This is a genomic window from Gemmiger formicilis (assembly GCF_016900095.1).
Classification (GTDB): domain Bacteria; phylum Bacillota; class Clostridia; order Oscillospirales; family Ruminococcaceae; genus Gemmiger; species Gemmiger formicilis_A.
This window is the reverse complement of sequence record NZ_JACJJP010000007.1, coordinates 62,829-76,861: the sequence shown is the minus strand read 5'-3', so window position 1 is coordinate 76,861 and position 14,033 is coordinate 62,829. Positions and strand designations below refer to the sequence as shown.

Annotated in this window: 11 protein-coding genes; 1 reads left to right on the top strand and 10 read right to left on the bottom strand. The window is 63.5% G+C overall.

Features of this window, described 5'->3' with window-relative positions; genetic code table 11:
* The first annotated feature begins 95 nt into the window (after window positions 1-95).
* The gene (gene fba, locus H6B15_RS05095; protein ID WP_204646767.1) at window positions 96-959 is read left to right on the top strand and encodes a class II fructose-1,6-bisphosphate aldolase; all 864 of its coding nucleotides are present in this window, start codon (window positions 96-98) and stop codon (window positions 957-959) included.
* A 104-nt stretch (window positions 960-1,063) separates the two neighbouring features.
* On the opposite strand, the gene H6B15_RS05090 is transcribed toward fba, so the two are convergent.
* The 10 genes from H6B15_RS05090 to H6B15_RS05045 form a co-directional block, all read right to left on the bottom strand.
* Window positions 1,064-2,404 (bottom strand): MATE family efflux transporter, encoded by a 1,341-nt coding sequence (locus H6B15_RS05090; protein ID WP_345941938.1) that lies wholly within the window; start codon window positions 2,402-2,404, stop codon window positions 1,064-1,066.
* 21 nt (window positions 2,405-2,425) lie between these two features.
* Window positions 2,426-3,385, bottom strand: a complete 960-nt coding sequence (locus H6B15_RS05085) for a glycosyltransferase family 2 protein (RefSeq protein WP_204646766.1) — start codon at window positions 3,383-3,385, stop codon at window positions 2,426-2,428.
* A 67-nt stretch (window positions 3,386-3,452) separates the two neighbouring features.
* Window positions 3,453-5,030, bottom strand: coding sequence for a glucosyltransferase domain-containing protein (locus tag H6B15_RS05080; protein WP_204646765.1), 1,578 nt, complete (start codon window positions 5,028-5,030; stop codon window positions 3,453-3,455).
* Window positions 5,031-5,034: 4 nt separating this feature from the next.
* Complete coding sequence (locus H6B15_RS05075) at window positions 5,035-7,335, bottom strand: 6-pyruvoyl-tetrahydropterin synthase-related protein (RefSeq protein WP_204646763.1); 2,301 nt, start codon at window positions 7,333-7,335, stop codon at window positions 5,035-5,037.
* Between the two features lie 79 nt (window positions 7,336-7,414).
* Window positions 7,415-9,952: a leucine--tRNA ligase gene (gene leuS / locus H6B15_RS05070; RefSeq protein ID WP_204646761.1), complete on the bottom strand. Its 2,538-nt coding sequence runs from the start codon at window positions 9,950-9,952 to the stop codon at window positions 7,415-7,417.
* A 36-nt stretch (window positions 9,953-9,988) separates the two neighbouring features.
* Window positions 9,989-10,351, bottom strand: coding sequence for a ribosome silencing factor (gene rsfS / locus H6B15_RS05065; protein ID WP_204646757.1), 363 nt, complete (start codon window positions 10,349-10,351; stop codon window positions 9,989-9,991).
* A gap of 28 nt (window positions 10,352-10,379) precedes the next feature.
* A complete protein-coding gene (locus H6B15_RS05060) occupies window positions 10,380-12,386 on the bottom strand; it encodes an LCP family protein (protein ID WP_204646751.1) in 2,007 nt (668 codons plus the stop codon).
* Between the two features lie 72 nt (window positions 12,387-12,458).
* Window positions 12,459-13,034 carry a bis(5'-nucleosyl)-tetraphosphatase (symmetrical) YqeK gene (gene yqeK, locus H6B15_RS05055; protein WP_204646749.1) on the bottom strand — a complete coding sequence of 192 codons (576 nt, stop codon included), beginning with the start codon at window positions 13,032-13,034 and terminating at the stop codon, window positions 12,459-12,461.
* 58 nt (window positions 13,035-13,092) lie between these two features.
* On the bottom strand, window positions 13,093-13,713 hold the full coding sequence (gene nadD / locus H6B15_RS05050; protein ID WP_204646740.1) for a nicotinate (nicotinamide) nucleotide adenylyltransferase: 621 nt from the start codon (window positions 13,711-13,713) through the stop codon (window positions 13,093-13,095).
* Window positions 13,714-13,717: 4 nt separating this feature from the next.
* Window positions 13,718-14,029, bottom strand: coding sequence for a YhbY family RNA-binding protein (locus H6B15_RS05045; protein ID WP_204646738.1), 312 nt, complete (start codon window positions 14,027-14,029; stop codon window positions 13,718-13,720).
* Window positions 14,030-14,033 lie beyond the last annotated feature (4 nt).

Here is a 14,033-nt window from a genome sequence, read left to right as displayed (position 1 = left end):
TAATGGGACTATACCCTAGTGACGCGCGGGGCGCACGGCTCCACGCGGATTTTTCCTGCAACGGAAACAGAAGAACATTGGGAGGTATCTTCACTATGCTGGTAAACGCAACGAATATGCTGCTGAAAGCGCGCGACGGTCATTACGCCGTCGGTCAGTTCAACATCAACAACCTGGAATGGACCAAGAGCATCCTGCTGACTGCGCAGGAGATGAACAGCCCCGTCATCCTCGGTGTTTCTGAGGGTGCCGGCAAGTATATGACCGGTTTCAAGACCGTGGCCGCCATGGTCCGCGCCATGGACGAAAGCCTGGGCATCACCGTTCCCGTGGCCCTGCACCTGGACCACGGCACCTATGAGGGTGCCAAGGCCTGCGTGGCCGCCGGCTTCACCTCCATCATGTTCGACGGCAGCCATTATCCCATCGACGAGAACGTTGCCAAGACCACCGAGCTGGTGGCTCTGGCCCATGACCACGGCCTGTCCATCGAGGCCGAAGTCGGCTCCATCGGCGGCGAGGAAGACGGCGTCATCGGTGCCGGCGAAGTGGCCGACCCCGCCGAGTGCGCCAAGATCGCTGCCCTGGGCATCGATTTCCTGGCTGCCGGCATCGGCAACATCCACGGCAAGTACCCCGCCAACTGGAAGGGCCTGGACTTTGAGGCTCTGGACAAGATCCATCAGGCCACCGACAACATCCCCCTGGTCCTGCACGGCGGCACGGGCATCCCGGCCGACATGATCCGCAAGGCCATCACCCTGGGTGTTTCCAAGATCAACGTCAACACCGAATGCCAGCTGAGCTTTGCCGACGCCACCCGCAAGTACATCGAAGCGGGCAAGGATCTGCAGGGCAAGGGCTTTGACCCCCGCAAGCTGCTGGCTCCCGGCGCCGAGGCCATCAAGGCCACCGTGCGCGAGAAGATCGAGCTGTTTGGCTCTGCCAACAAGGCCTGATTGTTCCCCCACAACCGAAAGAGGACCTGCCCCCAGGGCAGGCCCTCTTTTTTTGCTGCAAAAAGCCGGAAGGGTTCTGTCCTTCCGGCTTTGTCCATAAGCGCTCAGGCTCCCTGCTCCGCCTCATGCCCGCGCATGCGCAAAAAGTACAGCGGAATTTCAAACAGCAGCATGACGATCCAGCCGCCCGCACAGGCAAAGGCGATGCCGAAGATGCCCACCCGGGGAGCCAGCAGAACCGTGAATACCACCCGCAGGGATGTCTGGATAAAGGTACCGGCCAGGGTGATGCCCATGCGGCCCATGCCCCGGTAGTAGCCCTGGAACCCGTTGGTGAAGGCGGGCAGGATATAGAACACCGCCATGGCCGCCAGATACTGGCTGCCCAGGGCCGTGACCCGCTCGGCGCCCTCACCCGAAACGAACAGCGAGACGATGGGGGTGCGCAACACCGCCGTGATGCTGCCGATGAGAATCCAGTAGCAGAACTCCATGAGCAGACCCGCCAGGAACCCTGCCCGGATGCGGTCATACCGCTTGGCGCCCCGGTTCTGGGCGATGAAGGTGGTGATGCCCTGGGCCACGCTCTGTTCGGGGATACAGGCGAAATCGTCCATGCGGGTGACGGCGTTGTAGGCGGCCATCACATCCACCCCCAGCAGATTCACCTGCCCCTGGATGAGCACCTTGCCGATGGGCTGGCAGGCCTGCTGCAGGGCGGTCACACTGCCGTAGCGCAGGGTCTTGCCCAGCAGCGGACGGTCGATGTGCCATTCCTCCCGCAAGGGGCACAGGTCCGGCAGGCTGCGCGCCAGATACACCGCCGCCAGCACCGCGCTGACCCCCTGGGCAAAGACGGTGGTGGCCGCCGAACAGGCAATGCCGAAATCCAGCAGACCGATGAACACCAGGTCCAGCACCACGTTCAGGATGGAGGAAAACATGAGGAAGCGCAGGGGTGTCTTGGCATCGCCCACGCTTTTCAGCCCGGCGGCCAGGGCGTTGTAAAAGCAGGTGAAGGGCGCCCCCAGGAAGGTGATGCGCAGATACACCACCGTGATGTCGAAGATGTCCGCAGGCACCTCCTGCCAGCGCAGGATCTGGGGGGTGAAGACAAATCCCAGCGCCGCCACCGCCAGGGAAAACCAGGCCCCGGCAATAAGGGTGGTGGCCAGTTCCCGGCGCAGCCGGGGCCGGTCGTGGGCGCCGAAAAATTCGCTCATCAGCACCCCGGCGCCGATGGTGACGCCGGAGATAGCCAGGATGACCAGGTTCATCACCGGACCGGCGGCTCCCTCCGCCGCCAGGGCGTCCTTGCCGATAAAGCGGCCCACAATCACCGAATCGGCGGCGTTGTAAGCCAGCTGAAACCAGTTGCCCAGCATCAAGGGCAGTGCATACCGCCAAAGGTGACGGTAGGCACTGCCCTGGGTCATATCATTCATGAACAGGCCCCCTGCCGCGTTTTATCGGGAACGGCGGGCGTCCCGGTCCGCTTCGGTTTCGCGCTCAATGTAAATGGGCCGATGCTTGACTTCCAGATAGGTCTTGGCCAGGTATTCGCCCACAATGCCCAGGCAGAACAGCTGCACGCCGCTGCACAGCAGCATGATGCAGACCATGCTGGGCCAGCCGGAGGTGGGGTCCCCGAAGGCCAGGGCCCGCACCACCACAAACAGAATGCCCACAAAGGCCGCCAGGCAGAAAATCACGCCGGCACCCGCCGCAATGATCAGCGGGGCGGTGGAAAAGCCCACGATACCCTCGATGGAATACTTGAACAGACCCCAGAAATTCCACTTGGTCTGGCCGGCCACCCGTTCGATGTTCTCGTAATCAAACCACTTGGTCTTGAAGCCCACCCAGCTGAAAATGCCCTTGCTGAAGCGGTTGTACTCCGCCATGGAGAGCACCGCATCCACCATCTTGCGGCTCATCAGCCGGTAATCCCGGGCACCGTCCACAATCTCGGTGTCGCTGAGGCGGTTGATGATCTGGTAGAACTTGCGGGCAAACCAGCTGCGCACCGGGGGTTCCCCCTTGCGGGTGGTGCGGCGGGTGGCGGCGCAGTCGTAGTCGCCGGTGAGCAGGACATCCAGCATCTGGGGCAGCAGGGCCGGGGGATCCTGCAGGTCGGCGTCCAGCGTGGCCACATAATCGCCCTTGGCGGCTTTCAGCCCCGCATAGATGGCGGATTCCTTGCCGAAGTTGCGGCTGAAGGAAACGTACCGGACACGGGGATCCCGGTCATGCAGTTCCCGCGCCACGCGCAGGGTGCCGTCCCTGGATCCGTCGTCCACAAAAATAAACTCAAAATCCGTACCGTGGCTTTTCTTCATCTCGGCGGCCACACGGGACGCTTCCTGATAAAACAGCGGCATGGCTTCCTCTTCATTGTAACTGGGCACAACGAGGGAGATCAGCATAAAGGGAACCACCTTTCGGGCAGAAACTTTCTCTTATTATACAGCAGTCCGCGCATGGGTGCAACGGTCAGAAACAGACCAGCAAATATCCTTCCTGCCGACTTACCCCCGCAGGCAGGGTCTCGGCCAGGGCGTCGCCCGCCGTCTGCTGCTCCTGGGTGGGCCGGGCGTAGGTGTGACCCAGCTCTTCCATGAGCAGATACATCTGTTCGTGGGTGCCGAAGGCCGTCTGGGCCCAGTTGATCACCAGGGTCTGGGGGTTTTCGTACCGGTAAAGGGTCCCCTGGGGGCCGTCCAGCGCCGTGGCGATGACCCAGGCAGCGGTGTAGGCCGGGTTGCCCGCCGGAATGGCCGCCCGGGCTTCCAGCTCGGGGGAAAGCTCGATCACCCCGGTAAACACCACCGGCAGGGTGCCGGAGGGGTCCAGGGCAAGGAGGTCGGCAGCCGTCTGTTCCAGGATGGACTTTTCGTACTGCCAGCGGTCCCGGCCAAAGCGGAAATCATCCCTGAGGGCCCAGGCTTCGGTGCCCAGCAGCGCCACCGCCAGCACCCCGCACAGGGCGGTCAGCAGGGGTTTGCGCCGGGCGTCCAGGGCCTTGCCCAGCCAGAGCCAGGCCACAAAAGGCACAAACACCGCAAAGCACTGGCAGGCCCGGGCCATCTGGGAACCGGTGCCCTGCAAAAGTCCCAGGGAAAACTGGGAGAGAAGCAACCCCAGCGCCCACAGGCGACGGCCGCGGCGGGGTGCCGTCCACACCACCAAGGCCAGGCAGGCCAGCAGAAGCAAAGCCAAAGCCGGCACGGCCAGGGCTTCGGCGCCGTATTTGGTCAAAAATTCCCGCAGGGGGATGAGGATGGCGTCCCGCACGCTGTCCCGCCGGAACCAGAAGATGGTCTTGGCGGCGCTGCCGTTCTCCCCGGTCACGCCGTTGGCGGCCCGCAGCAGAGCGGCCGCACCGCTGCGCAGCACCAGCCCCGCTGCCAGCGGGCACAGCCCGATCACCAGGGCGCCGAAGCCCCGGCCCAAACGGCGCACCGGCCCGGCCAGCAGCAGGGCAAAAAGCAGGGTCAGCCAGACAGGGGCGAAGGATTCATACAACCCCAGAGCGAACATCAGGCACAGGGCCGCCCCGCCCAGCCCGGGCAGATGGCGTCGCCAGTCCCCTGCCATGGCCGGCCAGACCAGGCAGGCCGCCCCGACGCAGAGCAGATACCCCAGCCCCACGCCGCACTGGTTGGAATACATGAGGATTTCGGCGTGATAAGGCCAGAGCAGCAGTCCCCCCGCCAGCAGCAGCGCCCCCGGCAAAGAGGGCGTGCGCCCGGCGGCGGTATACAGCAAAGCGGCCAGCAGCACCCCCGCCAGAACCAGGCAAAGAGCAAAGAAGAATTCCGGCCAGAAAGGCTGATAGGTCATGATGCCGGTAAGCGCCTGGAGCAGCCAGACGGTGAACCGGCCCTGGCGCAGGAATTCCCCTCCCTGCTGGTAGGTGGCAATGGCCAGGTCGTCCATATCCACGGCGGGCACGGCCATGGCGTAGCCGTAGCCCAGGGCGGCCAGCGCCGCCAGCGCCACCCACAACAGCGGGCGGCGGGCCAGGCTGACCAGGGCGGGCCGTACCGAATTGTTTGTGTCTTGTTTCATTGTCTTATCCTTTGGCCGGAACTGCTTCCGGCCGGTTGATTTTGCGGCGGCGCAGTCCCAGTGCCACCAGCCCGGCCAGGGTCAGCAGGCTGACGGCCTCGGCGGCCCGCCAGAACCAGGGTTCGGCGTAATAGACCCGGATGGTACCGCTGTACCCGGCGGGAATCTGCACCTGGACCATCTTGCTGGCGGGGTCGCGGGTCACGGCAAAAGTCATGCCCGACCCGTCGTCGGCGGTGTAGTAGGGATAGTACAGCATGGGCACGGTGACGGTGCCGCCGTCGATACTCTGGCAGGTGACAGTGGCCCTCAGACCGTCAAGGCTGGTCTCGGTCAGCTCCACCCCGTCGGATTCTATGGCGCGAGGACCGGCAAAATCGGTTTTCTCGGTGCCGGCGGGCAGGTACTCCCCTGCCCCGGCGTCACAGGAATCCAGGGCGGCGGCGCTGTACCGGAACATGGTTTCGTTGTCGGTGAGGGCGCTCTGCACAAAACCGCCCCAGCTGACCAGGGTGAGCACCAGCAGCACCCCCGCGGACAGGTTGCGCAGGTCCGGGCGGGTGCGCAGCAGGCAGATGGCGCAGGCACCCGCCAGCACCCAGAACCAGGTGGCCGGGCTGAGGAACCGCCACACATACTGTACCATGGCCAGCAGTTTTCCCAGAACCGGGTTCAGGTTGTACAGGTTGTCCCAGGGGAAGACATCGCTGGCCAGCACCAGGCAGACCAGCCCGGCCCAGAAACCGAAGCTGCCCAGCTTCCATACCGGGTCTTTGCGGTCGCAGCGGCCCATGGCCGTAACCAGCAGGAAGAGCCCCGCCGCCAGCAGCAAGGCCAGGCCCAGGCCGATGGCCATTTCCTTATAAGTTCCCTGGTCCAGGCCCAGGTTGTACCGGTTGACCACCCCGCTGTAAGCAAGGTTCAGCATCTGCCCGAAGAACGCGGCGCCGTTGTGAGGGCCGGAGGTTTCCTGGGTGGTGATGACCAGGTCATCCCGCATATAATCGAACAGGGGCAGCAGGAACCACAGGTTGAGCAGCGCCGTGATGCCCACCACCTTGCACAGCGGGAAGAAGGTGTTTTTGCGCAGGGTGCGGCGCAGCAGCACCACGCAGCTGCCCAGGGTGAGGATGCCCACGATCTCGCCGCTGAGCAGGTGGGTCTGGATCAGGCCGGTGAAGCCGATGACCGCCGGCAGCCAGACCAGCGGCCGGGCCCGCTCCCCGTCGGGCTGGGTGAAGATCCGCCACAGCCCGTAGAACACCAGGGGCAAAAACATCATGGCGGTGTATTCCCCCACGGCGCCCCGCAGATAGATGTTCAGGATGCGGTAGATGGACAGGGTGTACAGCACGCTGCCGAACAGCGCCGCCCACTGGTTTTTGAGCATGCGGCGCAGGCAGTACCAGGCCACCAGGGCGGTGCCCAGGTTGATGACCACCGCATACACCTTGTAGGCCCCCTGCACCGTCACGCCAAAGAAGCGCAGCAGGGCCGGGAAATAGAGCAGCAGCTCCCCGTAAAACACCGACACGGCATAGCCCCGGCCGTCCAACCAGAAGGGCTGGATGCGCACCGGGAACTGGCCGGCGGCGATGCCCTGGGCCAGGCCCTCGATGCGGTTGAGGTGGAACTGCAGGTCGTGGCCTTGGATGAGCCCGCCGGTGAGCAGCGGCAGCGAGGCGATGAGCACCGCGCCCCCCAGCCCCAGGGCGGTGACGGCCCCTTTGGGACCGCCGGGCAGCACCAGCCGACCGGACCACAGCAGCCAGATCAGGTCCGCCGCCGCAAAGAAGACCAGACGGCAGAGCAGGTTGTACCAGGAATAGGCCTGGCTGTAAGAAATGACGATACTTTCCAGGGTAAAGCCGCTGCCGCCGGTGGAGATGCGCAGGGTGGCTTCCTCCTGGTCGCTGGGCACCAGGACCTGGAAGGTCACCGCCCGCATATCCTTGCGCAGGGTGACGGTATCGGCCAAGGCGGTGGATTTGTAGAAGTAGCAGGTCACATCGTCCCCGCCGCCCAGATAGGCCACGGTGACGTTGTACATGCCGGGTTCCAGTTTGAGCCAGCGGGTGGCCAGCACCTCGCCGGAAAGACCTTCCGCCACTTCGGTGCCCTGGGTGGTGTGGGTGATGCCTTCCTCCACCATGTCTCCCATGCTGTCGCTGAGCAGGGTGGTGGTGCCGCGCACGGCGCGGTCCTGCACAAAGCCCGCCGCCAGAAATACCAGTTCCAGCACCAGCACCGCCAGGACCAGCCAATGGCGGGGCTTTTGCAGGACTGCACGCAGGTTTTGGCGCATAACTGTTTCTCTCCTCTTCGGTTTTGGGGTGGTCGTGATATGCGAAAAGAGCCCCCGTCGGATGCGGGGGCTCTGAGGTTTATTTTGCGGCCAGGTTGACCAGCTTGCCCTTGACGTAGATCTCCTTGACCAGCGTCTTGCCGGTCAGGGCTTCGGTCACGGCAGGCTCCGCCTTGGCGGCGGCGATGGCATCGGCGGCTTCCACGTCGGCGGGAACCTTGATGCGGGCCTTGATCTTGCCGTTCACCTGTACGGCGATCTCGATGGTCTGCTCGGTGCACTTGGCTTCGTCGTACTTCGGCCAGGGATAGTAGGCCAGACGGTCCTCGTGGCCCATCTGCTCCCACAGTTCCTCGGTCATGTGCGGGGCGAAGGGGTTCAGCAGCTGCAGCAGCACCTCGTATTCGGGGCGGGTGGCGCCGCCGGCATCGGCCAGGGCGTTCACATAGATCATCAGCTGGGCGATGGCGGTGTTGGCCTTCAGGCTGTCGATGTCCTCGCCCACCTTCTTGATGGTGCGGTGCATCAGGGATTCCAGCTCGGGGCGCACGCCGCCTTCCACCAGCTTGTCCCCCATGGCCCAGATGCGGTCCAGGAAGCGCTTGCAGCCCTTGATGGAGGAGGTGTTCCAGGGCGCGGCCTTCTCAAAGTCGCCGATGAACATCTCGTACAGGCGCAGGGTGTCGGCGCCGTACTCGTTGACCACATCGTCGGGGTTGACTACGTTGCCCAGGCTCTTGGACATCTTGACCACCGGGTGTTCGGCCATCTCGCCGTACTTTTCCACCAGGTGTTCCTTGGCAGCCTTCTCGGAACCGAACTCCGCCACCAGCTTGCGCTGCTCGTCGGCGGGCAGATTCACGAAGCTGTGGGGATTCAGGCCCAGAATCATGCCGTGGGAGGTGCGCTTGGCGTAGGGCTCCTTGGTGGGCACCACGCCGATGTCATACAGGAACTTGTGCCAGAAACGGCTGTACAGCAGGTGCAGGGTGGTGTGCTCCATGCCGCCGTTGTACCAGTCCACCGGGCTCCAGTATTCCAGGGCTTCCTTGCTGGCAATGACATCCTTGTTGTGGGGGTCCATATAGCGCAGGAAGTACCAGCTGGAACCGGCCCACTGGGGCATGGTATCGGTTTCCCGCTTGGCGGGGCCGCCGCAGCACGGGCAGGTGGTGTTCACCCATTCGGTGTGGCGGGCCAGGGGGCTTTCGCCGTTCTCGCCGGGCTCAAAGTCCTTGATTTCGGGCAGGCGCAGGGGCAGCTCGCTCTCGGGCAGGGGCTGCCAGCCGCACTTTTCGCAGTAGACCATGGGGATGGGTTCGCCCCAGTACCGCTGACGGCTGAACACCCAGTCGCGGAGCTTGAAGTTGACCTTCTTGTGGCCCTTGCCGTTCTCTTCCAGCCAGGCGTACATCTTGTTCTTGGCGTCCTCCACCGACAGGCCGGTGAGGAAGCCGGAGTTGACCAGGGTGCCGGTGGCCACGTCGGTGAAGGCACCTTCGTCCAGGTTGGCGGGGGTGGTGCCGCGGACAACCTCCACGATGGGCAGGCCGAACTTCTTGGCGAACTCCCAGTCGCGGGTATCGTGGGCGGGCACGGCCATGATAGCGCCGGTGCCGTAGGTGGCCAGGACGTAGTCGGAAATGAAGATGGGCACACTCTGGCCGTTCACCGGGTTGACGGCCTCCACGCCCTGGATGCGCACACCGGTCTTTTCCTTGTTCAGCTCGGTGCGCTCAAATTCGGACTTGCGGGCGGCTTCCTGCTGGTAGGCGGTGATCTCGTCGGGGTTCTTGATGAGCCCGGCGTCCATCCACTTCTTCAGGTAGGCATGCTCGGGGGAGACGACCATATAGGTGCAGCCGAACAGGGTGTCGGCGCGGGTGGTGTAGACGGTGAGCACATCGCCGGCGGTGGTGTCGAAGTTGATTTCGGCGCCGTGGCTGCGGCCGATCCAGTTCTTCTGCTGGGTGGAGACGCGCTCGATGAAGTCCAGGCCGTCCAGATCATCGATGAGGCGGTCGGCATAGGCGGTGATCTTCAGCATCCACTGGCTCTTGACCTTGTGGACCACGGGGCTGCCACAGCGCTCGCACACGCCGTTGACCACCTCTTCGTTGGCCAGCACCACCTTGCAGCCGGTGCAGTAGTTGACGTTGGTCTCCTTCTTGTAGGCCAGACCCTTCTTGTACAGCTGCAGGAAGATCCACTGGGTCCACTTGTAGTATTCGGGGTCGGTGGTGTTGATCTCCCGGTCCCAGTCAAAGGACAGGCCCAGCGCCTGAAGCTGGCTCTTGAAGCGAGCCACGTTCTTGGCGGTGACAATCTCGGGGTTGATGTGGTTCTTCAGAGCGTAGTTCTCGGTAGGCAGGCCGAAGGCATCCCAGCCCATGGGATACAGCACGTTGTAGCCGCACTGGCGCTTTTTACGCGCCACAATGTCCAGGGCGGTGTAGCTGCGGGGGTGACCCACATGCAGGCCCGCGGCGGACGGATACGGAAATTCCACCAGAGCGTAGAATTTCGGCTTGGAATGATCGATCTCGGCGTGGAAGGTGTGCTCATCCTGCCACACCTTCTGCCATTTGGCTTCCACAGCTTTGAAGTCGTACTTCACGGTTGATCTCTCCCCACTATTTTACAATAATCGTATTTATTCGGCCGGTTTCATCCATTCGGCGGCGGGCATTTCGGCCGCGTCGGCCCAAAGGTGTTCCAGGTCGTAATAATCATGGGCTTCCTTGGTGAACACATGCACGATCACGCTGCCGTAATCCAGCAGCACCCAGCGCTTGCCGTCGTGGCCTTCGGTGCGCAGAGGATTGACCCCCTGCTGCGACAGCACAAAGTCCGCTTCGTCCGCCAGGGCGCCCACATGGGTGGTGGAAGTGCCGGTGGCAATGACGAAGTAATCGGTGACGGTGGTCAGGTCCTCGACCTTGAGAACGCGGATGTTCAGCGCCTTTTTGGCGTCCAGGGCACGCGCCAGTTCAATGGCCAGGGTCTTGCTATCCATAGTTTGTATCTCCTTCGAAATATTGCACTTACGCAGCGTTGTCCTCACTGGCGGAATCGGCGCCGTCGGTGCCTTCCTCGGTGGAGGAGGCATCCCCTTCGGGGGCCGGGGTCGGGGTGTCGTAGACGTACTCGCTGCTGGTATCCACACCGGACTCATCGGCGGCGTCGTTGACCTGCTCGTTGATGTCGGCCATAAACTGCACGTTGGGGTCGGAGGGGCTGCGTCCGCTGATATCCAGGACGTTATCCACCACCTGGAGTTCGCTGGCGTCCACGGGACCGGTGTTCTCGCGGTAGTAGGTGTTGAGCAGGTCGGCGGCCTCCTGACGGGCCACCACCACCACGTCGTTATCCGTGGTGCCGATGGGATAGTAGATCTGCCCCATATACACCGGAATCTGGGCCAGCATGATCTTGTTGCTGGAGACGTTCAGCAGGCTGACCGCCACGCTGATCAGGTCGGAGATGCTCAGGCTGGTATCCACCATGCTCAGGTAGAAGGGCAGGTTCTTGGCGATGTCCCACGCAGTCATGGAGCGCAGCTTGGCGAACATGGCGGCGTAGAAATAGCGCTGGGTGTTCAGGCGGCCCAGGTCGCTGTTGGCGTAGCTGTGACGGTTGCGCAGCAGGAACTCCGCCGCGGCGCCGTCCAGGTTGCGGTAGCCCTGTTCCAGGGCGCTGCCGCCGTAGGACATATCCTGGGGAATATAGCAGTACACGCCGCCCAGAATATCCACCAGTTCCACCAGTTTTTCCAGACGGATGCTCACATAGCCGTCGATGGGAATCTGGAATTCCTTGCTGACCTCCTCGCACAGGGCGTTGAGGTTGTTGTAGCCATCGGACCCCTGGGTCTTGGCGATGGCGTTGATCTGGTAGTTGCCGGAATAGCTTCTGTCGGTGGTGACGAAGATGTTGCGGGGAATCTGCAGCATCTTCACTTCCCCGGTTTCGTTGTTGAAGTGCATCCACATGATCATGTCGGTCATGCCGTCGTTGCTCTGGGAGTCTTCCCCCATGCCGTCCTCGGTGGAACGGTCGATGCCCACCAGCAGGATGTTGATTTCCTTGCCGGCAAATTCCTTGGGGGTGTTCAGCAGCTGGTTGAAGGTGATGTTGCCGCCGGTTTCGGGGCGCAGGGCGTTCACGATCAGGGCCAGGGTGCCGCCGAAGATCAGCACCAGCACCAGCAGGGTGACCAGCAGGACCTTCCACCAGGCCTTCTTCTTTTTCTTGCCGCCCTTCTTTTTTTCGCCGCCGTCATTGCCGCTGCCCTTGCGGCCCTTGCCGGGGCCTTTGGGGGGCACACCGCCGGCGGAAGCGCCGCTGCGGCGGGCGGAGGAAGCGGAAGCGGCACCCCCGCTGCGGGAAGTGCCGGAAGCGGCACGGGATACCTGGTCCGCCGGCTGTTGGGGCGCAGCGGCCGCCTTGGCGGCACGGGCTGCCTGGCGGGTTTCGTATTCGGTGTCGCCGTCAATATTGTAGGCGGGGCGTTCCCCCTGAGCGGAGCGCAGATCCAGATGCTGCACCCGGGCGCGGGTGCCGGCCGCAGCCTGCTTGGCCGCCGCCTGGCGGCGCAGGGCCATTGCCTGGCGCTGGGCCATGGTCAGCTCGGCTTCCTCCTGGCCGGGCAGCTGGGCTGCCGTGGGCTGGGCCGAACGGGTCGCCGGCTGCTGGGCACGATGGATGGTGCGGCCCTGCTGTTGTGCCGGCTGCCGGGATTCGGCAGGCTGCTGGGGATAGCGGGCGGTGTGCTGTACCGGCTGGTGAATGGTGCGCGGGGCGCTTTGCCCGGCCTGGGCCTGGCGTGCGGCCTGGTAGCGCTGCACATCGGCCGGCTGCACCGGCGTAAACTGGCGGCTGCGGCGGCTGCTGTCGGCAGCGGCCATCCGGGCACGGCGGCGGGCTTCCTCCAGCTGCTGGCTGGAAGTGGACCCGGCAGCGCCGGATGTACGAATGCTGCGCTGCGCGTCGCCGGCATGATACACCGTGCGCTGGGCGTCACCGGTGTTCAGTTTGCGTGGTTCGCTCATGGGCGTCCTCCCTTTTTGATGGTGGGGTGCGGCGGCCGGGGCCGGGGCATCCCTTCTGGGAATATGGTATGTTTATCCTTTTTGTGCAATGCGTGCCTGCAGGTCCTCGCAGGCCGCTACGGTCTGCGGGTCCAGTTTGCCGCCCTTCTTTTTCACAAAGGCGATGCTCTGCTGCAAGCTGTGCAGCAAAGCCATGTCCAGGTCCTGCATTTCTTCCTGCCGCAGCTGTTCCACCCCGGGATAGTTCCGCTCGGCGCTGGTGGCGTCGGCCATGTAGATGATCTTTTCCAGCAGGGTCATATCGGCCTTGCCGGTGGTATGGCACTCAATGGCGGAAAGAATCTGCGGGTCGGTGACCCCCCATTGGGTGGCGCACAGGATGGCGGCGGCAATGCCGTGCCACACCGGAGAAGGACGTGACGCGGCATTTTTAGCCATTATAGCATTGTCGGAAAAAATCTGCAACATTTCCTGCGGGGGCAGTTCTTTCGCAGCGTCATGCAAAAGTGCCGCCAGAGCGGCTTTTTCTTCGTCCGCGCCGTAGCGCCGGGCCAGTTCCACAGCCATATTTTTTACATTTACGGTGTGTTTGTACCGCTTGTGGGACAAACGGCCTTTTACCAATTCCTGGGCTTGTTCACAGGTCATGCTTTTTCCCCCTACTTTGTCAGAAAAAATCGATGGGCGGCAGGCAGGTTCCACCCCTTTACACCTTGTCGACCAGACCGTACAGTCCGTTTTGCCGGATGACGGCACGCACGGATTCGGGCAGAACACGGCGCAGGGTGTCGGCGTCCAGCGAACCGGAACGAATCTGGCTGGAGGCGCAGGGCACCGGCACCGCATGGGCAAAGAGCACCCGGCCGCCGTAGGGTTTCAGGGCATCGGCGGCGGCATGCAGGTCGGCACTGTCACCCCCTGCGCGGCTCTGGACCACCAGGGTGGCCAGGGCCAGGATGGCCTTCCACCGGTGCCAGTTTGTAAAGCTGAGCAGCATGTCACTGCCCAGGGCCAGATACAGGGCGGTGCCGGGGTAGGCATCCCGCAGCATCTGCAGGGTGTGCACCGTGTAGCTGCGGCCCTGCTGGTCGATCTCCCACCGGCTGACCTCCACACAGGGATCCACGGCGGTGAAACAGCCGCACATGGCCAGGCGCAGTTCGGCAGGGGTGGCGCTGGCCGCCTTGTGAGGCGGGATGCCGGCGGGCATGACCAGGACCTTGTCCGGGTGCACCGCCGCCATGACCGCACGCAGATTGTTCATGTGCCCCATGTGCGGCGGGTCAAAGGTTCCGCCGTACACAAGCAGCTTGCCCACCGCCGCCATGGGTTCAGCGGGCCGCGGCCAGCAGCGCGGTAAAGTCGGAGTCCTTGTCCTTCTGCAGGAACAGGACAAACTTGCGGCCGATGACCTGCACACACTGGGCGCCGGTGGCTTCGGCCAGGATCTGGGCGGCTTCCTTGGCGGAATACTCGCTGTTTTCCAGCACCTTGATCTTGATGAGTTCCCGGGCAGCCAGGCACTTGGACACCGCTTCGATCATGGCGGGGCCGATTTCCCCTTTGCCCACCTGGAACACGGGGTCCAGGGTGTTGGCGGCGCCGCGCAGGGCCGCGCGCTGTTTGCTGGTCAGAGTCTTCATAAAT

Excerpts from the sequence above, each read along its gene's own strand:
- fba (WP_204646767.1), top strand. The coding sequence starts at position 96 with ATGCTGGTAAACGCAACGAATATGCTGCTGAAAGCGCGCGACGGTCAT.
- H6B15_RS05090 (WP_345941938.1), bottom strand. The coding sequence starts at position 2,404 with ATGAATGATATGACCCAGGGCAGTGCCTACCGTCACCTTTGGCGGTAT.
- H6B15_RS05085 (WP_204646766.1), bottom strand. The coding sequence starts at position 3,385 with ATGCTGATCTCCCTCGTTGTGCCCAGTTACAATGAAGAGGAAGCCATG.
- H6B15_RS05080 (WP_204646765.1), bottom strand. The coding sequence starts at position 5,030 with ATGAAACAAGACACAAACAATTCGGTACGGCCCGCCCTGGTCAGCCTG.
- H6B15_RS05075 (WP_204646763.1), bottom strand. The coding sequence starts at position 7,335 with ATGCGCCAAAACCTGCGTGCAGTCCTGCAAAAGCCCCGCCATTGGCTG.
- rsfS (WP_204646757.1), bottom strand. The coding sequence starts at position 10,351 with ATGGATAGCAAGACCCTGGCCATTGAACTGGCGCGTGCCCTGGACGCC.
- H6B15_RS05060 (WP_204646751.1), bottom strand. The coding sequence starts at position 12,386 with ATGAGCGAACCACGCAAACTGAACACCGGTGACGCCCAGCGCACGGTG.
- yqeK (WP_204646749.1), bottom strand. The coding sequence starts at position 13,034 with ATGACCTGTGAACAAGCCCAGGAATTGGTAAAAGGCCGTTTGTCCCAC.
- nadD (WP_204646740.1), bottom strand. The coding sequence starts at position 13,713 with ATGGCGGCGGTGGGCAAGCTGCTTGTGTACGGCGGAACCTTTGACCCG.
- H6B15_RS05045 (WP_204646738.1), bottom strand. The coding sequence starts at position 14,029 with ATGAAGACTCTGACCAGCAAACAGCGCGCGGCCCTGCGCGGCGCCGCC.